General features: G+C 34.9%; 26 protein-coding genes. 24 read left to right on the forward strand and 2 right to left on the reverse strand.

Annotated features, from left to right (window positions below; genetic code table 11):
- Window positions 1-2 precede the first annotated feature (2 nt).
- The 10 genes from FG383_RS12800 to FG383_RS12845 all read left to right on the forward strand — a co-directional run bounded on the left by FG383_RS12800 (window position 3) and on the right by FG383_RS12845 (window position 7679).
- Window positions 3-986, forward strand: a complete 984-nt coding sequence (locus FG383_RS12800) for a TAXI family TRAP transporter solute-binding subunit (RefSeq protein ID WP_142607782.1) — start codon at window positions 3-5, stop codon at window positions 984-986.
- 85 nt (window positions 987-1071) lie between these two features.
- Complete coding sequence (locus tag FG383_RS12805; protein WP_142607783.1) at window positions 1072-1611, forward strand: DUF1850 domain-containing protein; 540 nt, start codon at window positions 1072-1074, stop codon at window positions 1609-1611.
- A complete protein-coding gene (locus tag FG383_RS12810) occupies window positions 1580-3601 on the forward strand; it encodes a TRAP transporter permease (RefSeq protein WP_142607784.1) in 2022 nt (673 codons plus the stop codon). Before FG383_RS12805 ends, FG383_RS12810 begins: the two co-directional genes overlap by 32 nt.
- Window positions 3602-4131: 530 nt before the next feature.
- Window positions 4132-4311: a hypothetical protein gene (locus FG383_RS12815; protein ID WP_142607785.1), complete on the forward strand. Its 180-nt coding sequence runs from the start codon at window positions 4132-4134 to the stop codon at window positions 4309-4311.
- A gap of 2 nt (window positions 4312-4313) precedes the next feature.
- Complete coding sequence (locus FG383_RS12820; RefSeq protein WP_142607786.1) at window positions 4314-4625, forward strand: MFS transporter; 312 nt, start codon at window positions 4314-4316, stop codon at window positions 4623-4625.
- A gap of 213 nt (window positions 4626-4838) precedes the next feature.
- Window positions 4839-5666, forward strand: a complete 828-nt coding sequence (locus tag FG383_RS12825) for an alpha/beta fold hydrolase (protein WP_142607787.1) — start codon at window positions 4839-4841, stop codon at window positions 5664-5666.
- A gap of 324 nt (window positions 5667-5990) precedes the next feature.
- Window positions 5991-6488, forward strand: coding sequence for a kinase (locus tag FG383_RS12830; RefSeq protein ID WP_142607788.1), 498 nt, complete (start codon window positions 5991-5993; stop codon window positions 6486-6488).
- Between the two features lie 52 nt (window positions 6489-6540).
- On the forward strand, window positions 6541-6909 hold the full coding sequence (locus FG383_RS12835) for a DnaD domain protein (RefSeq protein ID WP_185907935.1): 369 nt from the start codon (window positions 6541-6543) through the stop codon (window positions 6907-6909).
- On the forward strand, window positions 6890-7174 hold the full coding sequence (locus FG383_RS12840; RefSeq protein ID WP_142607790.1) for a hypothetical protein: 285 nt from the start codon (window positions 6890-6892) through the stop codon (window positions 7172-7174). Before FG383_RS12835 ends, FG383_RS12840 begins: the two co-directional genes overlap by 20 nt.
- A 112-nt stretch (window positions 7175-7286) precedes the next feature.
- The gene (locus FG383_RS12845) at window positions 7287-7679 is read left to right on the forward strand and encodes a hypothetical protein (RefSeq protein WP_142607791.1); all 393 of its coding nucleotides are present in this window, start codon (window positions 7287-7289) and stop codon (window positions 7677-7679) included.
- Between the two features lie 47 nt (window positions 7680-7726).
- Here FG383_RS12845 and FG383_RS21355 read toward each other — a convergent pair whose 3' ends face one another.
- Window positions 7727-8650: a hypothetical protein gene (locus tag FG383_RS21355; RefSeq protein WP_246096994.1), complete on the reverse strand. Its 924-nt coding sequence runs from the start codon at window positions 8648-8650 to the stop codon at window positions 7727-7729.
- Window positions 8651-8868: 218 nt separating this feature from the next.
- Between FG383_RS21355 and FG383_RS12855 the strand changes: the two genes are divergently transcribed.
- The 5 genes from FG383_RS12855 (at window position 8869) to FG383_RS12875 (ending at window position 12522) form a co-directional block, all read left to right on the forward strand.
- Window positions 8869-9486, forward strand: a complete 618-nt coding sequence (locus FG383_RS12855; RefSeq protein WP_142607792.1) for a trimeric intracellular cation channel family protein — start codon at window positions 8869-8871, stop codon at window positions 9484-9486.
- Window positions 9487-9848: 362 nt separating this feature from the next.
- On the forward strand, window positions 9849-10301 hold the full coding sequence (locus FG383_RS12860) for a MarR family winged helix-turn-helix transcriptional regulator (protein WP_142607793.1): 453 nt from the start codon (window positions 9849-9851) through the stop codon (window positions 10299-10301).
- A gap of 25 nt (window positions 10302-10326) precedes the next feature.
- On the forward strand, window positions 10327-10845 hold the full coding sequence (gene paiA / locus FG383_RS12865; RefSeq protein ID WP_142607794.1) for a spermidine/spermine N(1)-acetyltransferase: 519 nt from the start codon (window positions 10327-10329) through the stop codon (window positions 10843-10845).
- Window positions 10846-11141: 296 nt separating this feature from the next.
- Window positions 11142-12110 carry an MBL fold metallo-hydrolase gene (locus FG383_RS12870; protein WP_142607795.1) on the forward strand — a complete coding sequence of 323 codons (969 nt, stop codon included), beginning with the start codon at window positions 11142-11144 and terminating at the stop codon, window positions 12108-12110.
- A gap of 28 nt (window positions 12111-12138) precedes the next feature.
- Window positions 12139-12522 carry an FAS1-like dehydratase domain-containing protein gene (locus tag FG383_RS12875; RefSeq protein WP_142607796.1) on the forward strand — a complete coding sequence of 128 codons (384 nt, stop codon included), beginning with the start codon at window positions 12139-12141 and terminating at the stop codon, window positions 12520-12522.
- A gap of 301 nt (window positions 12523-12823) precedes the next feature.
- Here the strand turns inward: FG383_RS12875 and FG383_RS12880 are convergent, their stop codons facing one another.
- Window positions 12824-13312 carry an Lrp/AsnC family transcriptional regulator gene (locus tag FG383_RS12880; protein WP_142607797.1) on the reverse strand — a complete coding sequence of 163 codons (489 nt, stop codon included), beginning with the start codon at window positions 13310-13312 and terminating at the stop codon, window positions 12824-12826.
- A 235-nt stretch (window positions 13313-13547) separates the two neighbouring features.
- Here FG383_RS12880 and FG383_RS12885 point away from each other — a divergent pair, with 235 nt between their 5' ends.
- The 9 genes from FG383_RS12885 (at window position 13548) to FG383_RS12925 (ending at window position 22412) form a co-directional block, all read left to right on the forward strand.
- Window positions 13548-14465 (forward strand): DMT family transporter, encoded by a 918-nt coding sequence (locus FG383_RS12885; RefSeq protein WP_142607798.1) that lies wholly within the window; start codon window positions 13548-13550, stop codon window positions 14463-14465.
- 714 nt (window positions 14466-15179) lie between these two features.
- Window positions 15180-16412: a Zn-dependent hydrolase gene (locus FG383_RS12890; RefSeq protein ID WP_142607799.1), complete on the forward strand. Its 1233-nt coding sequence runs from the start codon at window positions 15180-15182 to the stop codon at window positions 16410-16412.
- Window positions 16413-16631: 219 nt separating this feature from the next.
- Window positions 16632-17363 (forward strand): IclR family transcriptional regulator, encoded by a 732-nt coding sequence (locus FG383_RS12895; RefSeq protein ID WP_142607800.1) that lies wholly within the window; start codon window positions 16632-16634, stop codon window positions 17361-17363.
- A gap of 14 nt (window positions 17364-17377) precedes the next feature.
- Window positions 17378-18754 carry a dihydroorotase gene (locus FG383_RS12900; protein WP_142607801.1) on the forward strand — a complete coding sequence of 459 codons (1377 nt, stop codon included), beginning with the start codon at window positions 17378-17380 and terminating at the stop codon, window positions 18752-18754.
- A gap of 104 nt (window positions 18755-18858) precedes the next feature.
- Window positions 18859-19059 (forward strand): DUF3311 domain-containing protein, encoded by a 201-nt coding sequence (locus FG383_RS12905; RefSeq protein WP_142607802.1) that lies wholly within the window; start codon window positions 18859-18861, stop codon window positions 19057-19059.
- Complete coding sequence (locus FG383_RS12910) at window positions 19056-20504, forward strand: sodium:solute symporter family protein (protein ID WP_142607803.1); 1449 nt, start codon at window positions 19056-19058, stop codon at window positions 20502-20504. Before FG383_RS12905 ends, FG383_RS12910 begins: the two co-directional genes overlap by 4 nt.
- Window positions 20505-20705: 201 nt before the next feature.
- A complete protein-coding gene (locus FG383_RS12915) occupies window positions 20706-21413 on the forward strand; it encodes a DNA alkylation repair protein (RefSeq protein WP_142607804.1) in 708 nt (235 codons plus the stop codon).
- 83 nt (window positions 21414-21496) lie between these two features.
- Window positions 21497-21925: a hypothetical protein gene (locus FG383_RS12920; RefSeq protein ID WP_142607805.1), complete on the forward strand. Its 429-nt coding sequence runs from the start codon at window positions 21497-21499 to the stop codon at window positions 21923-21925.
- A 22-nt stretch (window positions 21926-21947) separates the two neighbouring features.
- A complete protein-coding gene (locus tag FG383_RS12925) occupies window positions 21948-22412 on the forward strand; it encodes a DinB family protein (protein WP_142607806.1) in 465 nt (154 codons plus the stop codon).
- Window positions 22413-22663 lie beyond the last annotated feature (251 nt).

Here is a 22663-nt window from a genome sequence, read left to right on the forward strand (position 1 = left end):
GAATGAGAAAGAAACAATTTAAATGGATTTCTATTATAAGTATCATTGCTTTGTTCATATTATCGGCATGTGGTTCAGATGATAATAGTACTAGTGGGGATTCTGGTAAAAAGAAAGAAGATTACAAGTTTTTAAGTATTTTAACAGGTGGGGTACAAGGAACTTATTATCCGCTTGGTGGTACGTTTGCAGATTTAATTAGTAAAGAAACTGGTATTAAAACGACTGCAGAAGTTTCGCAAGCATCTGCGGCTAATATGACTGCTCTTCAAGAAGGTACACAAGAAATCGCTTTCGTTCAAACAGATATTGCCTACTATGCAACGGAAGGAAAATTCATGTTTGAAGACAACAAAATTGACACAATCTCAGCACTTGGATCATTATATCCAGAGACGGTTCAATTAGTTACTACCGATAAAACGGGAATTAAATCATTCGCAGATTTAAAAGGAAAGAAAATATCGGTAGGTGCTCCAGGTTCAGGAACATATGCGAATGCTGAACAATTGCTTGAAATCCATGGTATAACAATGGATGATATTGAGCCTCAAAATTTAGATTTTGGTGAATCTCAAGATAGTTTACAAGCAGGACAAATTGATGCGGCGTTTATTACTGCTGGTACGCCAACTGGTGCCGTTGAAGCGTTAAACGCTGTAGCAAACGTGCTAATTATCCCTGTGGAAGATGCGAAAGCAGATGAATTAATTGGAAAATATCCATATTATGCAAAAGACGTGGTGCCTTCAGGTACTTATGGTTTAACAGAAGATGTTCCAACGGTTTCTGTAGGAGCGATGCTTGCAGTGGCGAACGAACTTCCAGAAGATTTAGTGTATGAAATGACAAAAGCTATTTATGAAAATGCAGCTAGTATTACACATCCAAAAGGGCAATTTATTAAAGCAGAAACAGGGCTAGACGGTATTGGTATACCAGTTCATCCTGGTGCTCAAAAATACTTCGATGAAGTAAACAAATAACCCAAAATATGAAGGGGCTATGTTGCGCATGCTTCAGGCCCCTTTTTTAACTTTCTCAGATTTTGAAGTGAATGGAGGAGCGAGTATGCGATTTCTCCAAAGGCTTGTTATTTTCTCTATTATTTGCGGTTTAGTGCTACTTATATTTTATCCAACTCAGCTCGCATTTGTCTTTACAGAAACAAGAACAGCTCATCCAACAGTTCATTATATTCCTGTGCAAGAGGACCGCACCTTTCAAATCCGGTATACGCATTCCATTCACAAATCGGATGTAATAGAGTCGTATAAAATTAGAAACAACGCAAGCATACAATTATTAACAATGGAATATACAGATTTAGCCATCGGATTGCCAGGATATGCAGAAGAAGGTCAACTATTTGAAGAGCTAGATGGTAAATACATGCTTACATACAAAAGTGAAGTAATTGATACGTTTACGATATTCATAGCCAATATAGATATGGACTTAGCTTTCCGATATGGTGGCGAAGAATTGGATTTGAAAAAGACATTGAATCGTGGTAAATCATATGAAGTAAACGTAAAAAAACTATCACGTTATCAACAAATGAAAGGAGAAAAAATGCATGAAGGAAAAAAATACAACTACTCAAAATGAAGAAGAATTTAAGCAATTATCGGAAGAAGAGCAGCAAGAGATTTTAAAAAAATATGATCCTGAGTCCAATACTAGATCCGTTGATGGAATCATGAAAAAGGTTATTTTTATAGGATTGCTTGCATTTTCTCTTTTCCAACTGTACACAGCAATTTGGGGACAATATACAGCATACCTACAACGCTCCATCCATTTAGGTTTTGCCTTATCGCTTATTTTCTTATTATTTCCTGCTCGTAGAAAGTTCCTGAGAAAAGGAACGATCCCGTTCTATGATTACATTTTGTCACTTCTAGCAATTGGGATTGGATTGTACTGGCCTCTGCAATATCAAGAATTAGTTTTTAGAGTAGGAAAGTTAACACAATTAGATTTTATTGTCGGGTTATTAGCAGTGCTTTTAACGTTAGAAGCAGCTCGTCGGGCGGTAGGAATGCCAATTACGATTATTGCAACTGCCTTTTTAGCTTATGGGATTTTTGGTCCGTATTTCCCCGGATTCCTTGCGCATAGAGGGCAAGATTTAAGCAGCCTGATTCATCTGATGTTCTTCACAACGGATGGTATATTAGGAACACCGATTAGTGTATCTGCTACGTTTATATTTGTGTTCTTATTATTTGGGGCATTCCTTGTAAAAACAGGGGTTGGCCAATATTTTAATGATTTAGCAGTAACACTAGCAGGACGTTTAGTAGGTGGCCCTGCAAAAGTTGCTATCTTTTCAAGTGCACTTCAAGGAACGATTTCAGGTAGCTCGGTTGCAAACGTCGTTACTTCCGGTTCTTATACAATTCCAATGATGAAAAAGCTTGGTTACCGAAAGGAATTTGCAGGTGGAGTGGAGGCAGCAGCATCCACAGGAGGACAGTTGATGCCACCAATTATGGGAGCAGCAGCATTCTTAATGGTCGAATTTATCGGTGGTATTACCTATTGGGAGATTGCAAAAGCAGCGGCAATTCCAGCGGTTTTGTACTTTACCGGAATTTGGATTATGACGCATTTTGAAGCAAAACGAGTAGGTTTAAAAGGCATGTCCAAAGAGGAAATGCCAGATCGTAAAGAAGTTCTAAAAAAACTGTATCTTCTCATCCCAATTATTGCAATTATCGTGTTGATGTTTATCGGGGTTCCAACGATGCAAGCAGCATTATGGGGAATAGTGGCAGCAGTTGTATTTAGTGCGATCGATAAACAAACAAGAATGAACTTTAAAGATATTATTGAAGCATTAGTTGATGGTGCAAGGACAGCTCTAGCAGTAGCAGCAGCGACTGCAGCAGCTGGTATTATCGTTGGAGTTGTTGTGAAAACTGGGCTAGGTTTAAGCTTGGCTAATGGGCTTATTTCAGCATCCGGTGGAAATATTTTCTTGACGCTTATTTTTACAATGCTAGCCTCAATCGTGCTAGGAATGGGATCACCAACGACGGCAAACTATGTTATTACTAGTACAATTGCTGCTCCAGCGATTATTACATTACTGATGATTGATATGCCAGCAGGTTCAACCATTCCGTTAGTAGTTGCATTGTCAGCGCATTTATTTGTTTTCTATTTTGGGATTATTGCCGATATCACACCACCAGTAGCACTTGCTGCATTTGCTGCTTCAGGCGTATCAGGTGGAGATCCGATTAAAACAGGGGTAGTAGCAGCAAAATTAGCGATTGCTGCGTTTATCATTCCATATATGATTATTTTCTCGCCTGCTTTATTAATGATGGACACGACTTTCCTAGAAATTGTCTGGGTAGTCTTTACTGCCATTACGGGTATGGTAGCTATTGGTGCAGGTATGATTGGATACTGGTATCGTAAAGTTACATGGATTGAAAGAATTTTCGCGGTTGGGGCTGGATTATTACTAATCTATCCTGAGAGTTTTTCAGATATCACAGGATTAGTAATTTTCGCAATACTGTTAGCCATCCAATTCTTCACACGTGAAAAAGAGGATCCTGCTAAAAAAGCAGCGGTAGCTTAATGTAAATTAGAAATAGCAATCTAATTAGAGACACGATTCGAATGCGAATTGTGTCTCTTTTATAATGTTCATTTATTCAGTAATTGGTATAATAAGAAAATTAAGAATAATAGAAATGAGGATATAACAATGTCTTTAAATTTTTTGCAAGCCGAAAAACATATACATGATACAATCGTTTTTCCGGCTTTCGATTTAACTATACATACTGGGGAAGTTGCTGCAATTTGTTGAAATGTGAATGTACGGGAGCAGCTGATTGATATTTTATTAGGAAAAAAATTATTATCGGATGGGGAGATACGATATACTGATTCAAAAAAATAGCATTCTTTTTCTTGAATGAGGCAAGTTACAATCATTTCGTTAAAAAAGTATAGAATACTTTGCGAGTCAGTAAAGAAATTTTTAAATCCCCCGAAGTTTCTTCTGCTTGCTACATGATAAAGGAGATTTTGAATGAATCGTCCAATTTAACCCCATAAAATTACTTCAACTAAATAAGTGATTTTAAACATGGGGGGATAATGATGAAAGTTAATAAAAATTTTCTTTTTCTACTGCTCGGTCAGTCTACAGCTAATTTAGGTGATGTATTTTATATCGTTAGCACGATTAGTATTTTATATAAGTTAACTGGTTCGGCAACTATATCGGCATTTGTGCCGTTTACTTTTACTTCTGCGGTGCGTTGCTTTCCGGTTTACTGACTATGGTTTTTGGTATGACTAGCCAGCCTATAATAGCATTGATGCTGTCGGCGATTATTGGTCTATGTTCACAACTAAAAAATATACCGCAGCAAACGATAGTGCAACGAAGTGTTTCAACTGACAAGCTAGTAACTGTTTATACATCGATGGGCACAGTAGCAACTGGAGTATTTGGAGTTTCTTCTTTACTTATGGGGATATTAGTGGATTTACTTGGTGTACGGATCGTATTTGTATTTTCAGGTTTGCTATTATTAGTCATCAGTTTGATAGCTTTTAAAAATAAACGATTATTTGTATTAAAAAGCTAAATTCTACATGGATGGTTGAGATGAATAAATGAAAAAAGTGTCTTCGGCTACAAATTTTGTAGAAAGAAGACACTTTTTACTTTGGATTGTTTTTGTCTCAACTAACCATCCATTAATAAAAATTTCTACCATATAAATCTATCATTTTTAACGGTTCAAAAAATTGTATTTGAGAATTTGGAATACTACAATAAATAAAAGGGAGGAATAGAAATGGCGTTTTTTGAAACAAGTGATGGAGTGAAATTGTATTATCAACAACAAGGGGAAGGCAATTCAATCGTTTTAGTCCATGGTTGGTCAGCAGATCACACGGCATTCGATCTATCGTTTGATGATTTGAGTAAAAATTATCAAGTAATCTCCTTTGATTTAAGAGGGCATGGTAGTTCCGACCGTCCGGAAAAAGGGTTATCACTCAAACGATTTGCGACAGATTTGGAGGAATTAATGGAATACTTAAATCTTCAAGATGTCACATTAGTTGGGCATTCAATGGGAGGGGCCACTACATTCGAATATGTAAGAAACTTTGGCGTACATAGATTGAAATCTGTTTCCATTTTCGATATGACGCCAAAGTTGGTGAATGAAGGAGAGTGGAATCTTGGACTTTATCATGGGAAATATACAAGAGAAGATTCGCTAAATGATTTGACAGTCATAAATGAGGATTTTAGTGAATTTGCGAAGCCATTTTTCAAAATTGTTGTGCCATATTTAACAGAAGACCTTTTGAATGAGCAGCTCGATTTAGTGGTTGATAACAATACTCCACATGTTCTATCTGCAATGTGGCATGCGATGGCGGTTTCAGATTTCCGAGATGTGCTACCAAATATCACAGTTCCTACACAAATAGTGTACGGAGAGAAGAGCACATTATATTCAAAAGAGACTGCTGCCTATTTAGCATCACAAATTCCTCATGCCAAAGTAGTCCCTTTTGAAAACTGCACGCATCTTTTAGTTGTAGAAAACCCTGCAAAAACAACAGAGGTAATTGAAGAAATGGTTAAACTAACTTACAACCGAAAATAAAAGAGCTGTTCCAAAAGGGGAATCAATGGTCTGATAGGGCTAGATATCCTAATGACTGGAAAGTTTATCATTGATATAGAGATTTTAGAGTTAGTCCAAAATCATTATTCAAATGATGAATCCTATAGTAATTTAGTTATAGCGTATCTCCCAGCTAAGGGACAGGCTTATTTTTGTTTAGATCCATTTTCTGGAATTGTAATTTGTCCCCGTGTTAGAAATAACTTGGAAACTATTCAGTATTGTATCTAATATATCGATAGTAAAGAGATGGCGGAAAGTGAAAAAGATTGCGTTAATTGGATCAGGTAGAGGGGGAGAAATATGGAATCTAAGCTAATTATCATAAGAGGAAACTCTGGAAGTGGAAAAACAACGACTGCAAAAAGTCTTCAAAATCATTTGGGGCGTGGAACACTCTTGGTTTCTCAGGATGTCGTCCGACGTGAAATGTTAAAGGTTCACGACAGAGAAGGGAATCTTTCAATTGATTTGATTCGCCAAATCGCAGAATATGGTAAAGATAAATGTGAGTTTGTTATTGTGGAAGGAATTTTGAATAAAAGTCGGTATGGTGAAATGTTGAATAACTTGATCCAGTTTTATAACGAAAAAACATATACTTTTTATTTCGATTTATCCTTTGAAGAAACAATCATACGGCACAACTCTAGATCGAAAAAGATGGATTTCGGAGAAGATTCTTTACGTGCCTGGTGGAATCCAAGTGATTATCTTGGAGTGGATGGAGAAAAAATATTGACTGATGATATGTCGCATAACGATGTTTTAAATCTTATTGTAAATCAACTTCAAAAGTAATCATTTAGAGTGGTCTGAAATACAAATGGTAGAGTTGTATAGAAGAGAAAAAATGACAACTGATGAATTGAATGCAAAACATGAGATTCAATTTAATAACAAAACAGGAATGACAATCGATGAGTGGTTACTTAACAAATATAAAACGATCACACCATTTGAATTGATGAAAGCATATGAAGTGGTAGCTAAAGATGAAGAAACACTTGTGAAGGATTTGCACGATTTGGGACTTCATAATGAAGTGATAAATGCGTTGTTGGAATATGTTTTTGTTTGTAATGGAAAAGGGTTTGTGGAATCATTCGTAATGAAAATCGGAATGAATTGGGTGGAAAATGATATATTAACAATTAAAAAAGCGATTGAATTTATGAAGGATCAAGATAGAAAGAAGTTTAATGAGTCGTCTGAAAGATAGTACAAAAGATAATGTAGGTGAAAAAATGATTTTATTATTGCAGCTTTCATTGTTCTTAACAATTGCCACTTTATTCGTGGGTGTTTTTAGAATGTCTTGGGTATTCTTACTAATTAGTACGTTCATGTCGATACCGATATCCTATTATTTATCAGGGGCAAATAATGCTTTGAAATATGCTAGTTTGTCTCCAATCATACTACTATTTCTAACGATATTCATGTGGTTCATAAGTAAGAAAATAAAGAAACCGATTAAAGGATAAATCAGAAGCGATTGTTTCAAAGGGAACAGCAAGGACAAGTTTGTGAAATAATGAACTTCAACTATCTTGTACTTTATAGATATCTATTACGTGGACAGAGAGTGGAGTGAATATGGTTAGTCGAAAATTATTTGCAGCATTTTTAACTACAATAATTGGATATTTTATTGTGCCAGTATTTTTCCATGATGTTGCAGATTCCTATTTTATTATAGGTTTGGCAGTGAGTATTGTAACGGTTCCTATACTTTTCATAGTGGGTATACTTTCCTCGATAGCGATTGAATCATGGAGCTTTAGTAAAAACATTGGTTTGTCCTATTTAACACATTTAGGATGTGCCATACTTTGTGCATTAATTTTTTCCTTAACAGCTTCCGGTGTTTTAATTGCTGCAATACTCGTTTCATTTGTTTACACAACAATTTTTTTCACTATAGATAGACTAAGTAAGTATTTTGAAGAGAGAAATCAAAAAGCGTCCCTATGTAAGAAAAAAACTTGAATGTTTCTTACATAGGGACACTATTAAATAGTCTACTGAATTTATCTTTAATCCACTTGCTTATTATCCTTACTTCTTATAATCACTTCATATGGCAATTCTTCTACCGATAATTCTTCCCTTTTTAGTTCGATTATTTCATCGACATATTTTACAATCTGCTCGGCTTTTTTATTCGAATTCCAAGCCCACTTAGATTCGCGTAAGTCCGTTTTTATAATAATTTGCAATGGTTCGGGATGGAATGAGTATGCAAATCCTCTATATTCGTCAAATTTTTTATCGGTTTCTTCTCTTATTGCACTAAAAATCGGTTGCCATTTTTCGTCTCTTATATCATTCTCACTTTTTCTTGTTATTTTAACTTGAAAGTTAATTTTTGTATTTGAAAAAACAACATTGGATACAAGTTGTTGGATATCATTCTTCACATCATCATAATATTCTTTTGTTCCGTCTATTCTTATCTCCATATATGGGTTAGGGGTACTTGGATCAATCATCATTGCTTTTATGTAAATTCCTTTTTCCTGCAACGAATCAGATGTGATTTTTGAAACTTCATTGATTAAATCATTTAATTTTTTGTCTTCTTCGCTCAGAGTACTGTGCGTATCAAAGGCTTCCAATTGAATGTTAATAGTATCCATCTTTTTTTCTTTCACGATATCATTAATAAGCGTCTTTATTTTCTTTTCGTTTTGATCTAAAAATGCTTGATCTTTAACTTGTACGGTAAGTAAACGTTCTTCAAAAGAAAAGAACAATTCTATTTCACCGTAATTTTCATGCTCGAATGTTTGCTGTATTTTTGTTAAGAGTGCTTCCACTTTCTGCTGTTCCTTTTTAGTTTCTGCCATACTTTCAGCCAATGTCAATTCATTGTTTTGAGTTTGAACATATAAAAAAGAAAGTATAATAATCCAAGCTATTACAATTCCTAACAATGTAAGGGATTTCTTCTTCATCATCTTCCACCTCCAGTTAATTGGGACGTTAATTTATTACTAAACTTAGAAAAATGAAATGCTTCTTACAGCCCATTATACATTGGAATTAGTTTAACAGAACTATTTTTGGGTATTATAAATATATTATGCAAGAATAAAACAGTAGAGTCGTTCAAAGTTTTCTATTTGAACGACTCTTTTGCGATTAAATCAGGAGATGGAAAAAGGAGGAATCACCTATGACCTGGGATATTCTTAACATCATTGGTACTATCGCTTTTGCTATAAGTGGTGTGCTTATCGCTATAGAAGAGGATTATGATCTATTCGGTATGTACGTATTAGGATTTACGACCGCATTCGGAGGGGGACTAATTCGTAATCTATTAATGGGAATTACAATTGAAAACTTTTGGTTACAGGATCATTTATTTGAAATAGCATTTTTGGCTATTACGGTCTTTTATCTATTGCCGAAGAAATGGAGAAGTAAATGGAAAAATCGTGTGGTGTTTTTTGATGCCATTGGTTTAGCAGCATTCGCCATTCAAGGGGCAAATTATGCTGTATCTATAGATGCTCCTTTAATCGTAGTAATCATAGCAGCTTGCATGACAGGTGCAGGTGGTGGGATGCTAAGAGATTTGTTTGCTGGACGAAAACCAATGATTCTTTCATCTGGAATTTATGCCTTTTGGGCAGTATTAGTAGGTATTGCCATTGGTTTAGATTGGATACATGGCCCTTATTCTACATTTTCCCTTTTACTATCAATCGTCATATTAAGAATATTATCCGTCTATTTCAACTGGAATTTACCTTACTTCATTTATAATAGAAGACGTATGGACAACTAAAAATGAAGGAATAACAAAGATGTTTTGAAATAAATCTGAGCGATGATTCTAGAAGAGATTCACGCTTTTTTGTTGCTCTGCCATGAAAATATAAAAAAGCACAATAAAAAGAGACTGAGAAAATGCTTCTTTAAAAAGGTCGGAATGTTAAAAGAACTAGTCAGTCTATTCTGAAATCAGGTCAGATTGTAGAGGAAACAGAAAGTGTAATAATACTGAATGTAGATCAATCATATGAAGAATTTCACTTTACCCAATCTCTTTATTGTCATTTTTGTTGTAAATGCAACAAAAAATAGTTATATTTAATGTATGCCATTTTTATTGCAGTTGCAACAAAAATATGTACTAAGGAGTTTATTATGAAGGAAATTCTTCGTGAAATTGGAATGATTGCCAGGGCATTAGATTCCATTAGCAATATAGAGTTTAAGGAATTTGACCTCACAAAAGGGCAGTATTTGTACCTTGTTCGAATATGTGAAAATCCAGGAATCATTCAAGAAAAGTTAGCTGAGATGATAAAAGTAGACCGAACAACAGCAGCTCGTGCTATAAAAAAGCTTGAAATGAAAGGCTTTATCGAAAAGGAAGACGATCAACATAACAAAAAAATAAAGAAGCTTTTTCCTACAGAGAAAGGGAAAAAGACTTATCCTTTTATAAAAATAGAAAATGATTATTCTAATTTCATTGCATTAGAGGGATTTTCCGAGAATGAAGCAGAAATCATTTTTAATCTTCTTCAAAGGGTAAGAAAAAATGTAGAAAAAGACTGGGAATTTGTAAAAAAGGGAAATAAAAGAAATTATTGATTATAAAAAGGAGAGGCATATTTAAATGACTATAAATATAAAAAAGTGTACTGTTGGAGATTTACAAAAACTTCAAGAAATTAGTTATGAAACATTTAATGAGACATTTAAACATCAGAATTCACCAGAAAATATGAATATCTATTTGGAAAAGGCATTTAATTTAAATCAATTAGAAAAAGAATTATCCAATATTTCATCGGAATTCATTTTCGTTTATTTTAATGATGAAGTTTCTGGATATTTAAAAGTCAATATTGATGATGCTCAGTCTGAAGAAATGGGTGATGATTCCCTAGAAATCGAGAGGATCTATATCAAGAATAAATATCAAAAACATGGGCTTGGTAAATATTTATTCAATAAAGCGATAGAAATTGCAATGGAACGAAATAAAAAGAATATCTGGTTAGGCGTATGGGAAAAAAATGAAAATGCAATTGCTTTTTATAAGAAATTGGGATTTATTCAAACTGGAACGCACTCTTTTTATATGGGAGATGAAGAACAAATAGACTTTATCATGACTAAAACAATTTTATGATTTTTGAGAGGTCGGATTAAATAACGATCCTATTTGTTACAGTAGAGTGCCCATAAAAATTTCATTTGAATGAAATGAACTTGTATCGAATTACGACGTTTTGATTATTTTTCCATACTTTACTTACCCCTATCTAAAACAGGATAGGGGTATTCGTGTTGAAAGCAGGGGTTATGCTACCACCTTCAAAACAATTATAATCAATCTATTTAAAATAATCAGAAATAATGTATAATTGATATTGAGTGAACGCTCAGTCATACTCGTTTAATTATTGAATTGAAGGGGAATTGCTTATGAAAAAGTCTGAGATTATTTTCTTTGAACGAAAATTTCCAAGTGCAAATATGATCCTTATAAAAGATGAACTCCCGATTCTGATTGATACTGGTTTTGGTAGTGACGTGCAAGATACAGTGCTATTAATGAAAGAAGCTGGCGTCTCACCAGAACAATTACATCTTATCGTGAACACGCATTATCATAGTGACCATGTAGGAGGCAATTTTCATTTTCAAGAAAAGTATGGTCTTCCGATTGCTGCCCATAAATGGGAGGCAGAATTAATTAATGCTCGTGACCCAGAAGCTTGTAGTGCAGAGTGGCTAGATCAGCCTGTAGGACCTTATCGAGTCGATAGAAAACTATCAGATAATGATGAGATTCATACAGGAAGTAGAACATTGCAAGTCTTGCACACACCAGGGCATACGTTAGGACATATTTCTTTATATGACCCGGAAGAAGAGCTTTTAATTTGCGGGGATCTCTTCCACAATAACGACATCGGATGGTTAAATATTTTTCGCGAAGGTGTTTCATCGATTCAACGATCTTTAGAAAGTTTGGAGCGGTTGTCTATGCTAAGAATCGGAAGGGCTTATTCAGGGCATGGACCTCAAATAGAGAATCCTAAAGCTTCCATTGATACGGCAAGGAAACGGTTTGAAAAGTGGATCGAGCAACCTGAGAAAATTTCATGGCATGCTTGCAAACGAATTTTTTCGTTCACATTAATAATGAAAAATGGATTGGCTAAAGAAGAAATCGATCATTATCTATTGCAGTGTGGCTGGTTCCAGGATTTTGCACGCTACTCTTTCCACGTTCAGCCGGAGGAATTTATTCCAATTCTACTCGATGAAATGATTCGTTCCGGAGCAGCAAGCTGGCATGACAATTATTTAGTCGCAACCGCTCCGTACAAAGCACCAGCAAAGGAATGGATGGAAAAGAATATAAAGCAGAGACAATGGAAGGTTTAGTCAAGAGCATTTTAAAGGGGAGAATTTTATGTCACTAAAAGTAGGAGATATCATTACGTTTGAACGAGCTTTTTCAAGGAGAGATGTGGAATTATTTACAGAAATTTCGGGTGACGAAGGGATTCATCATCTAACCCCAGATGAACAAGGAAGACTTATTGTCCAAGGGTTACTAACGGCAACTCTACCAACAAAGGTAGGGGGAGATAATAATGTTCTAGCTCGTACGATGAATTTTGAGTTTTTAAGACCTGTGTTTACGGGAGATACAATCATCTGTGAAGTGAAAATTGAAAAATATGAAAGGCAAGAAAATAAAAATAATAGAACAGCTATTACTGCATCGTTTTTATGTATAAATCAACGCGAAAAAGAAGTATTAAAAGGGAATTTTGCAGGCGTAATACTTTAGATTCTAATACTTCAACATAATGATCATCTAATAGATACCGTAAATAAGGAAGCTGCCATAAATAATGTGTAGCTTCCTACTTGTATTGTACTATCTTTTAAGTTACCCTGTTTTTTATTACTCGGATTGAGCCATTCTACATTATTCGTATAAAGACTTGGCTAAAAAATATTACTTAACATCATAAAACATCTAACCCGAAAAGTTGTTAAACCAACAGTTCGGTTTTTTTTATTGTTTTATATGAATGATATGCTGAGCAAGTATTAAAGTATTTAATGGTCCTTTCTACAAATATCATCTAAAGGTTTTTGTCTTCCCGTATAGGTAAAACAGTGGAATGCTTAATTTCCCTTAATGCTAAGCTAGTTTGTATGCGTGTAATACCAAGCTTATTTAATTTTCTAATAAACTTCTCCAATTCCCTGCGATCTTTGTTTGCTACCTTTAGAAGATAATCATATTCACCCGTTAAGCAATGACACTCTAAAACTTCTGGCATAGACTTTAATGCATTCTCCAAAGCTTCCAGCTGCTCAGATTGATGAATATTCGTACTCATAAAAATAAAAGATAATAAATCAAATCCAAGCTTTTCTTGATTTAAAATAACGACATGTCGATTTATATATCCTTCATTTTCCAATCTTTTTATGCGTGTGTGAGTAGCAGGTGGAGACAGATTAACTCGTTTAGCAATTTCAGAATTGCTTATCTGTGCTCCATTTTGCAAGATATCTAATATTTGAAGATCCAAATCATCAAGTATTTTACTAACTATGGATTCCACTAAATTCTACTCCTTTATAATTCTTTTTATATACGCACAAAACATGAATAGAAATTTAATATTATTTTGTAAATGCAGTTACTAACTTACAATTATTTTGAATTTATTCAATTATACAGAAAGAAATGCTGTTTTGGAATAGAAATGTTAAAATTATTTAAAGTGAGCGAATCACGCCGCTGGAAAAAGGCTAAAGGTATAGCACTTAGAACGGTGATAAAAGGGGATAGAAGAAATGTCGATTAAGTATTATGTATTGCTGCTTTTAACCTGTTTATTTTGGGCAGGGAATTTTGTTGTTAGTAAATCTCTTGTTGAAGATGCTTCTCCAATCACCCTGACAACCCTAAGGTGGATTATTGCGGTCGTTTGCCTCGTACCTCTTGTATGGTGGAAGGAAAAAAAGATTCTTCCACCGCGAAATGCAATACTTCCTTTGTTTTTAATGGGATTAACAGGCGTTGTTCTATTTAACCTTTTGCAATTAGTAGCATTGGAGCATACAACCGCGACAAATGTGGGATTAATAAGTACATTAAATATGATTTCCATCGCTGTTTGTTCCGTTATATTTTTGAAAGAAAAAATTAATTTGTTCCAAATTTTTGCCATGGTTTTTTCCCTTTTTGGTGTGATTATTGTACTATCAAAAGGTAAAATAGCCTACCTGCTTTCATGGGATTTTAATACAGGTGATTTATGGATGATTGCTGCAGTATGTATTTGGGGTATATATACTATTTGCTGCAAATGGGCCATGACCAAAACTTCAGCTTTAATGTCTACTTTATATTCTGCTGTTTTTGGACTGATTGTTCTTCTACCTTTGAGCGTCCCTGATTTTACTGTTTCGAATATAAATACTTCTTTCATATGTTCTATTCTTTATACAGGAGTGATCTCAACAGTAGTATGTATGGTACTTTGGAATATTTGTGTTCAAAAATTAGGTTCCACTACATCAGGGGTTTTTTTAAATTTTAATCCGATATTTACTTCCATTTTAGCCTTTCTATTTTTAGGTGAACAAATGACTTGGATACAAGGAATTGGTAGTGCTATTGTAATAATAGGATGTTATTTATTCTCATATTTTAAAGTGAAGGTGAATATAAAACGAAGGGTATTTTCCAATCAAAGCTTTCAAAATTGATACTTATTAAATTCTCTCTTTATTCCTTTTGTAGTAAACATATAGAATTCTGCAATCATCGAAATTGCTATATATGGAGTCGACCTCTGCTTTGCTTAAAGATTATTGAGCTGCTTAGTCGGCTCTTTTTTGTTATTTCTGTGATAAATATGTTGCATTTAGAGGTTTTTTTTGGAAGTAAAAAGAGGAGGAAAGAAAGTTTATTTTGTCATGATTTTCAATGAATTTAGTAATTTTATTTATCCTATTTTTATCATTTTTGTAAAACTACATATGAAGTTACAAAAGTAATATTTATCGTTGCTTTAATAAGAATGGTCCTGTTTTGAAGGAATACAAAAAATAAAAGCGGTGTTTTGTTCAAGGATGATTTTGCCGTACATGTATACGTATTTGTTGCTCATTAGGATATGCTATTACTCAATACAGTGAATTGACAATCTAAATTTCGTTAGGTAATATTTCTACCATACTTCAGCAGGGAGGCAAACTTCTGCAGTAAAACTAGGAAAACATAGGGGGGAACTCTTTCGAACAAATTTGGAATGGCAAAATCGTTTAGCATTTAGTTGTTAAAAAGTATTTTACAACTACGTAAATTGAACTTGCATTTTATTTACTAAGGATGGATCATAATAAGACTTTTGAATCTGAATAACTAACAAATACGACTATACGGTAGAATTCTATATTATTAAACTATGAGGTGATGAAATGGATTTAATAAATAAAGAGCGACTATGGGGAACGATTAATGATTTAGCTACTATTACGATGGAGGACCAACCATGGACAAGAAGGTCGTTTACTGCAAAGTATAACGAAGGACGAGAATGGTTGATGAAACAAATGAGAGATAGTGGTCTGGAAGTAGAAATAGATGAAGGCTCAAATGTCATTGGTCGATTAATCGGAACAGAGCCTAATTTGCCTCCTATTGTGATTGGTTCTCACACTGATACTGTTCCAAATGGTGGGAGATTTGATGGTATTGCAGGTGTTCTAGCAGGATTAGAAATTGTGAGAGCGATTAAAGAAAATGACATACCTGTTAAACATACAATTGAAGTCGTTGATTTTACATCGGAAGAACCCTCAGAATACGGTTTATCTACAGTCGGGAGCAGGGCGTGGTCTGGCAACTTAACCGAAGAAATGTTGTCTTATACAAATCCAGCAGGGCAAACTTTGTCAGAAGCAATTGCGTATGCAGGTGGAAATCCAAGCCACATCAAAAATTGTAAAAAAGAAAAAGGTTCAATTGCTTTATACCTTGAATTGCATATAGAACAAGGCCCTGTTTTACTAAGAAATAATGCTAGCTTAGGCGTTGTGACTGGAATTGTAGGTATTCAGCGTTATAAAGTGACCGTGGATGGATTACCAAATCATTCGGGCACAACCCCAATGAATATGAGAAATGATGCGCTAACAGCAGCCTCTGAGATGACGCTTGCTTTAGAGAGTGTAGCAAATGGCAAGTTTGATCAGCCAGTTGTGGGGACAGTAGGCGTCTTTAATAATTTTCCTAATGCTTCGAATGTAGTGCCTGGTAAAGTAGAATTTGCAGTTGAAATTCGTAGTATTTCGGAAAAAGCAATTGATGAAGTGGGTAGTGAATTTTTGTCAAAAGTGGAGGAAATCGCTTTAAAACGAGAGGTGAAAATAAAAACAGAAAATGTCTCTCGTTCAGGAGCAATTGTTATTAGCAATGAAATTAAGCAGTTATTAAAAGAATCTTGTAGTTCAATAACAGAAAAAGTGATTGAATTACCGAGTGGAGCAGGTCACGATGCAAACCAAATGTCGTTACTTGCTCCAGTGGGAATGATATTTATTCCATGCAAAGATGGTAGAAGTCATTGTCCAGAAGAATGGGCAGAAAAGGAAGATTTCTATTTTGGAGCGAAGGCAATGCTACAAGCTGTATTGGCATTTTCGAAGTAAAGGCAAAAGCGTAAACTTATGTAATTCCATAAAGTGTGAAAAATTCGTTCGTCATAAATAAATGATGAACGGATTTTTTTGCGTTTAAAAAATTTTCTGCATGAAAGCGCTTGCGCATTCTGTTGCTCCGGTGTATATTATCATTTATAGATAATGCGTTATCAAAAAGTGATAATTCTGAGGCGTCTATTGAAATTTAAGGAATTGGGGGATATATGATTGAGCGCGGAAAAAACCTTGGATATTTTAGATCAGTTTGATTTTGAAACAAGAGCTCTCTCTGTGCCTGAGCTTGCAGAAAGATTACAACAACCTCAAAGTTCAGTGTATAGGCATATGAGAGTACTAAAAGAAAGAGGATACATTATCGAATATTCCCCAGGATTATATAGTTTAGGTTATAACTTTTTGAAGCTTGCTAGAATTGTGAAGATGGATATTGATCTACCGGTTATATCTCAAGCAGCCATGAGAGAATTAACAAGATCGACAGGGGAAACATCCATTTTATTGGTTCCCTCCAATCTGCAAGCTGTCTGTTTAGCGGCTGTTCCGTCAGGTCACCCAATAAAGGTCTCTTCTGAACAAGGAAATATTGTTCCGTTGTACGGTGGTGCTTCCTCTAAAGCACTATTGGCGCATATGGGTGACAAAATTGTGGAAGATCTCTTTAAGAGTGGAATGGTAATGAAACATACGGATTATACAATTCAAGATTTAGATGAGATGTTAAAACATTTAGCTGATATCCGAGAAAAAGGTTATTCATTTTCAGTTAGTGAAATTGATGAGGGTGTTATTTCCTACGGTATGCCGATATTTGATAGTGACCGCAAACTAGTTGCCTCATTGAGTGTGGCAGGACCGAAAGAAAGAATGGAAAAAAACGAAAGTCAAGAAATTATAAACGAGATTCAACAGGCTGTTGAAAAAATTGAAAAACAATTATAAAAGGAGTCCTTGTTATGAGCCAAGTAGATAGCATTATTAAAGGGAAAATTGTTTTAAAAGATAGAGTAATCAAAGGTGAAGTGGGAATCCAAGAAGGAAAAATAGTTAGCATTTTTGAGGGAACAGGTAATCTGGAGTCTGAGGATTGTAAAGATTATGGTGATTCGTTTGTATTCCCCGGGGTGATAGACGTACATGTTCATTGTTTTAGTAATCCGGATGAAGGATTTGTGACAACGAGCTCTTCCGCAGCAGCCGGTGGAATTACCACTTTCCTAGACATGCCGTATGATTTACCAAACCCGGTTAACAATGTAGATCAATTTAATAAGAAAGTTAAAAAGTTAGAGGAAGAAGCAATTGTCGATATTTGTTTGTGGGGAACAATTTCGAAAACGGATGGAACAGATCAAATCAAACCTTTAGCGGAAGCTGGAGCAATTGCTTTTAAAATGTCCACCTTTGAAACCGATGCATATCGTTTTCCAAGAATTCCCGATCCAGAAATATTGAAAGCAATGAAGCTAATTGAGGAAACAGGTCTTCGCGCTGCTTTCCATTCTGAAAATGACGAAATTATTGTCGATATGATTGACCAATATCAGAAAGAAGGAAAGGTTTATCCTAGAGCTCATAACGAAACGCGTCCACCTGTTACGGAAACAAGTGCTGTATTAAAATTATTGGAATTTGCATACTGGACAAATGTAAAACTCCATATCGTCCATGTTAGTCATCCAAGAACAATTGACATGATTAAATTGTTCCAAGATCAAGGTGTTAAAGTGACTTGTGAAACATGTTATCCATATTTACTAATGGATGTGGATGATTTAGAGAAATACGGACCAATTGCTAAAAATAATCCTCCATTAAGAGAAAAAGCGGAAGTTCAAGGGCTATGGAAACATATTGATGAAGGAAATATCGACTTGATTTCCTCAGATCATGCTCCGTGGAGTGCAGAGCAAAAAGAAAGAGGAAACGAGAATATTTTCCTTGCTTCATCTGGGCTTCCTGGCGTTGAAATAATGACACCGTTAATGTTTAATAGCACTGTTGCAAACGGAAGATTATCACCGAATGACTTTGCAAATTTAATGTCTACTCATCCAGCAGAAGTGTTCTCTATACCTGGAAAAGGACAAATCAGTGTGGGATATGATGCTGACTTCACCGTAATCGATCCGACTCAAAAAACAGTTATCGACCAAAATTCATTTAAATCTTATTCAAAATTAACTCCTTATAATGGACAAGAATTAAATTGTAAAGTCATTTCTACCATTTTACGTGGTGAAGAAGTATTTGATGGAGAAAAAGTAACGAAAAATCCTGGATACGGTAAATTTGTCCCTGGATCAGCAGCAAAATCACTTTTGGAAAAATAGGGGGCAAATTTCTTAATGCGGAGTGCTCGATTAGATGGGATGAATTCCATTTTAACGCCCCCTTTTACTTAACCTAACACATATTTGAAAGGCAAGGTGAAGATATGAAGTATTACTACTTACTAGCTGTACTACCTTTTATCGCAATACTAGGTGGCGTCGCTTTTGTAAATAAAGTTGAACCTTATGTTTTGGGGATACCTTTTTTCTTATTTTGGATTATTCTTTGGTCTGTTCTTTGTTCAATCATCATGTTGATTATTTATCGTCTAGACCCTTTGAATAGGGAGGGTGAAGAAGAATGAATATAGCATTGGCTATTATCACACTATTTTTAATTATTAGTATTGTATTAGGGCTTTTGGCAAAACGCGGAAAAGATATGAGTATGGAACAATGGGCAATCGGAGGACGTGGCTTTGGTGGACTCTTCGTATTCATCTTGTTAGCTGGAGAAACGTACTCGGTTTTCACATTGCTCGGAACGAGCGGTTTGGCCTTTAACAATGGAGCAGCAGCATTTTATATATTAGCTTTCACTGTTTTAGGTACCATTACATCTTATTGGATATTACCTCCAATTTGGAAATATGCAAAAGAAAACAATATCGTATCGCAATCCCAGTTCTTTTCAACAAAATATAAAAGTAAAGGCCTTGGAATATTTGTTGCAATAGTGGGTGTTTTAGCACTAATTCCGTACATCACAATTCTGTTTAAATCAATGGGGATATTAGTAGCAGCTACATCGTACGGTGCCATTTCTTCTACTGTAGCCATTTGGGTTGGAATGATTGCATTGTTAGTTTACGTCATGGTCTCAGGAATACATGGGTCAGCGTGGACATCTACGGTTAAAGATGTCTTAATATTCTTCGTTATCATATTTTTAGGAGTTTATTTACCGATCCATTATCATGGAAGTATTGGAGGGTTATTCCAAGCAGTTAATGAAATCAAACCTCATGCATTAACCTTGCCAGAGAAAGGTTTAAGTGTTCCTTGGTTTGTATCTACTGTAGCTATCAGTTCATTTGCATATTTTATGTGGCCTCATGTTGCACCAACAGTCTTTGCCTCTAAAAATGCAAAAGCCTTTCGATTTAATGCAGTAATACTTCCAGTTTATGCCTTAATGGTGTTGTTCGTTTACCTTGTTGGGTTTACAGCAGTCGTTGAGCTTCCTGGTTTAAAAAATGGAGACTTTGCATTGTTAGAACTTTCAATGAAAACATTCGATCCATGGTTTGTCGGTATTATTGGAGCAACAGGATTATTAGCTACACTTGTTCCTGGATCTATGATGCTGATGTCAGCGGCAACAATGATTACCACGAATGTGATTGAACCATTAAAGCCTAATCTTTCAGAGAAAAATAAAGCTATTTCTGCAAAAGGATTTGTTGTTTTATTATCAATAGCATGTGCGTTTTTCTCAATGAGTGGAAGTGATACACTAGCAACATTATATCTAACTTCTTTCAGCTTAATAACTCAAATGGCACCTTCACTATATTTAAGCTTGAGAAAGAACAATGGAATCACTAAATACGGTGCAGGATTTGGTATGTTTGTAGGTGTGGCAATCGTTATTTATGTCACGTTTACTAAAACTACAATGGCAAGCTTGTTCCCATCTTTGCCAAGTGCAATTCAAGATTTAAATATTGGTGTCATAGCGTTATTCACAAATATTATCGTAATGTTTATTGTAAGTTTCTTCACTAAAAAATCTAATAGTGTTGCTTAAATACTATAAGAGCAGCATTCTCTATTAAACAATTGTTCCATAATTCAAACAAGAAGAGGCTGCCTAATTTGGCGGCCTCTTCATTTTACTTATAAACAGTTTAGTTTTGCTGACAAATGATCGTTTGTTATAGGATAATGGTATTGTATTTAATAGGCGAAATTATAGAGGAAACATTCTAATAGAAGGAAGTGCTAAACGATGAATTTGGAAATGGTTATGCAGGAGCTTGAAGCGCTTGGCAAGGAACGAATGAAAAAAATGTACTTATCCAATGGCGCACATGAGCCGCTATTTGGTGTAGCTACAGGCGCTATGAAACCAATCGCAAAGAAAATAAAAATAAACCAGCCTTTAGCTGAAGAGCTTTATGCCACTGGGAATTACGATGCTATGTATTTTGCAGGCATTATTGCAAATCCAAAAGGTATGACCGAGTCGGATTATGATCGTTGGATGGATGAGGCGTATTTTTATATGTTGTCCGATTATGTGGTGGCTGTCACTTTATCAGAGTCCGATATTGCACAAGAGGTTGCGGACAAATGGATCGCAAGTGGCGAAGAGCTAAGAATGTCAGCGGGCTGGAGCTGCTACTGTTGGCTTTTAGGAAATCGAAAAGACGTTGAATTTTCGGAAGAAAAGATTTCCAATATGCTTGATACGGTGAAAAATACGATTCATGATTCGCCAGAACGTGCAAAATCCGCTATGAATAATTTTGTATACACCGTAGGGATTTCCTATGTGCCGCTCCATGAAAAAGCAGTCGAGACCGCAAAGGAAATAGGTATAGTAGAAGTGAAACGGGAAAAGAAAAAAAGTAGTTTCCTAAATGCAAACGAAAGTATTCAAAAAGAAGTGGATAGAGGCAAGCTTGGTTTTAAACGCAAGTATGTAAGATGTTAATTCCAAAAGCATTTATCGCTATTTTCGTTTTAGCATAAGATGGTACAAATTCGTCTTATGCTAAAAACAAGAGGGTGTGTTTTTTGGTAAATAAACGATTGTTTTTAATATTAATCATTTCTGTTCTCAGTGCTTGCAGTCAACTACAAGCTACAGAAGATAATTCAACCATGGATCAAATTACAATAGAACAAATTGAAACTACTCTAACGGAACAAAACTTAAAATTAGAAGAATCAAATTTACCGAGTAACAATGTTTTTTTCCAACAATTAAACGATGTTATTCCAATTGCATATTTTATTGATGGTAAGCCCCTGTCTATTTATGTATTTCCAAATGAACAGGAAAGAGAAAAAGGAAAGCTTGAATTTGAAGAAAAAACAGCGGCAGCAGAATTAGTGATTCATCAAACATATGCTACTAAAAACATATTGGTATATTATATTGATGGAAATGAAGAAACAATTAATAAAATAAATAGCGCAATAAATCAATTAAACGAAGAGTAAAAGTTATAAGAAAGAGGGCCTCATGTATCGTGAAACTGTATTACATCAAATAGAAGTAGCTGTCAAAACAATAATTGAAATAATAGAGAAATTAGAAGAAGCTGATTTACAAAAAAGACCTACATCTAATAAACAGTCCATTGGGGAATTATTGGAACATATTGCAGTGATTTGCGAAGCGGATTGGCATATTTCAAATGGTGCAACAAAAGAAGAAATGGAAAACTATTATTCGGCAATATCCTATAAAACATTAGGTGCATTAAAAAAGGGGTTGCTTACTAATTTTAATGCATTAGAAAGTAATGTGAGACAATTATCGGAGGAGGAACTTAAAAGGGAAACTACTTCCTATTGGGGTTTGACTTATACGAAATTTGAGTGGCTGCTAGAAATATTAGCACATCTGTATCATCATAGAGGACAATTACATGCTATGCTCGTTCATTGCTATCATAAAGATCCAAAAATATTAATGTTTGAGTAAATAATGAAAATGAGAAATAGGTAATCAGGTCGGATTTACTTTTTCATTGATTTGTACCATCATAATTTTTTGGTAAATATTCGATCCTAGTTAATAAAAAAGAAAAGGGTGTATTTATCCGGAGTGAACTGAACCCCGAATAGTAGACACTTTAGAAAAAGTGTAGCTATTCGGGGTTTTTTCTTTTTCAAAACCCCGTTATACTAGAATTTACGAACTTTGAACGGGAGAAATCATTATGAGTAAAATAA

This window comes from Psychrobacillus soli (genome assembly GCF_006861775.1).
GTDB classification, from domain to species: domain Bacteria; phylum Bacillota; class Bacilli; order Bacillales_A; family Planococcaceae; genus Psychrobacillus; species Psychrobacillus soli.

What these genes read in the sequence shown, in the direction of transcription:
- FG383_RS12800 (WP_142607782.1), top strand. Translation starts at nt 3, where the DNA reads ATGAGAAAGAAACAATTTAAATGGATTTCTATTATAAGTATCATTGCT.
- FG383_RS12805 (WP_142607783.1), top strand. Translation starts at nt 1,072, where the DNA reads ATGCGATTTCTCCAAAGGCTTGTTATTTTCTCTATTATTTGCGGTTTA.
- FG383_RS12810 (WP_142607784.1), top strand. Translation starts at nt 1,580, where the DNA reads ATGAAGGAAAAAAATACAACTACTCAAAATGAAGAAGAATTTAAGCAA.
- FG383_RS12815 (WP_142607785.1), top strand. Translation starts at nt 4,132, where the DNA reads ATGAAAGTTAATAAAAATTTTCTTTTTCTACTGCTCGGTCAGTCTACA.
- FG383_RS12820 (WP_142607786.1), top strand. Translation starts at nt 4,314, where the DNA reads ATGGTTTTTGGTATGACTAGCCAGCCTATAATAGCATTGATGCTGTCG.
- FG383_RS12825 (WP_142607787.1), top strand. Translation starts at nt 4,839, where the DNA reads ATGGCGTTTTTTGAAACAAGTGATGGAGTGAAATTGTATTATCAACAA.
- FG383_RS12830 (WP_142607788.1), top strand. Translation starts at nt 5,991, where the DNA reads ATGGAATCTAAGCTAATTATCATAAGAGGAAACTCTGGAAGTGGAAAA.
- FG383_RS12835 (WP_185907935.1), top strand. Translation starts at nt 6,541, where the DNA reads ATGACAACTGATGAATTGAATGCAAAACATGAGATTCAATTTAATAAC.
- FG383_RS12840 (WP_142607790.1), top strand. Translation starts at nt 6,890, where the DNA reads ATGAGTCGTCTGAAAGATAGTACAAAAGATAATGTAGGTGAAAAAATG.
- FG383_RS12845 (WP_142607791.1), top strand. Translation starts at nt 7,287, where the DNA reads ATGGTTAGTCGAAAATTATTTGCAGCATTTTTAACTACAATAATTGGA.
- FG383_RS21355 (WP_246096994.1), bottom strand. Translation starts at nt 8,650, where the DNA reads ATGATGAAGAAGAAATCCCTTACATTGTTAGGAATTGTAATAGCTTGG.
- FG383_RS12855 (WP_142607792.1), top strand. Translation starts at nt 8,869, where the DNA reads ATGACCTGGGATATTCTTAACATCATTGGTACTATCGCTTTTGCTATA.
- FG383_RS12860 (WP_142607793.1), top strand. Translation starts at nt 9,849, where the DNA reads ATGAAGGAAATTCTTCGTGAAATTGGAATGATTGCCAGGGCATTAGAT.
- paiA (WP_142607794.1), top strand. Translation starts at nt 10,327, where the DNA reads ATGACTATAAATATAAAAAAGTGTACTGTTGGAGATTTACAAAAACTT.
- FG383_RS12870 (WP_142607795.1), top strand. Translation starts at nt 11,142, where the DNA reads ATGAAAAAGTCTGAGATTATTTTCTTTGAACGAAAATTTCCAAGTGCA.
- FG383_RS12875 (WP_142607796.1), top strand. Translation starts at nt 12,139, where the DNA reads ATGTCACTAAAAGTAGGAGATATCATTACGTTTGAACGAGCTTTTTCA.
- FG383_RS12885 (WP_142607798.1), top strand. Translation starts at nt 13,548, where the DNA reads ATGTCGATTAAGTATTATGTATTGCTGCTTTTAACCTGTTTATTTTGG.
- FG383_RS12890 (WP_142607799.1), top strand. Translation starts at nt 15,180, where the DNA reads ATGGATTTAATAAATAAAGAGCGACTATGGGGAACGATTAATGATTTA.
- FG383_RS12900 (WP_142607801.1), top strand. Translation starts at nt 17,378, where the DNA reads ATGAGCCAAGTAGATAGCATTATTAAAGGGAAAATTGTTTTAAAAGAT.
- FG383_RS12905 (WP_142607802.1), top strand. Translation starts at nt 18,859, where the DNA reads ATGAAGTATTACTACTTACTAGCTGTACTACCTTTTATCGCAATACTA.
- FG383_RS12910 (WP_142607803.1), top strand. Translation starts at nt 19,056, where the DNA reads ATGAATATAGCATTGGCTATTATCACACTATTTTTAATTATTAGTATT.
- FG383_RS12915 (WP_142607804.1), top strand. Translation starts at nt 20,706, where the DNA reads ATGAATTTGGAAATGGTTATGCAGGAGCTTGAAGCGCTTGGCAAGGAA.
- FG383_RS12925 (WP_142607806.1), top strand. Translation starts at nt 21,948, where the DNA reads ATGTATCGTGAAACTGTATTACATCAAATAGAAGTAGCTGTCAAAACA.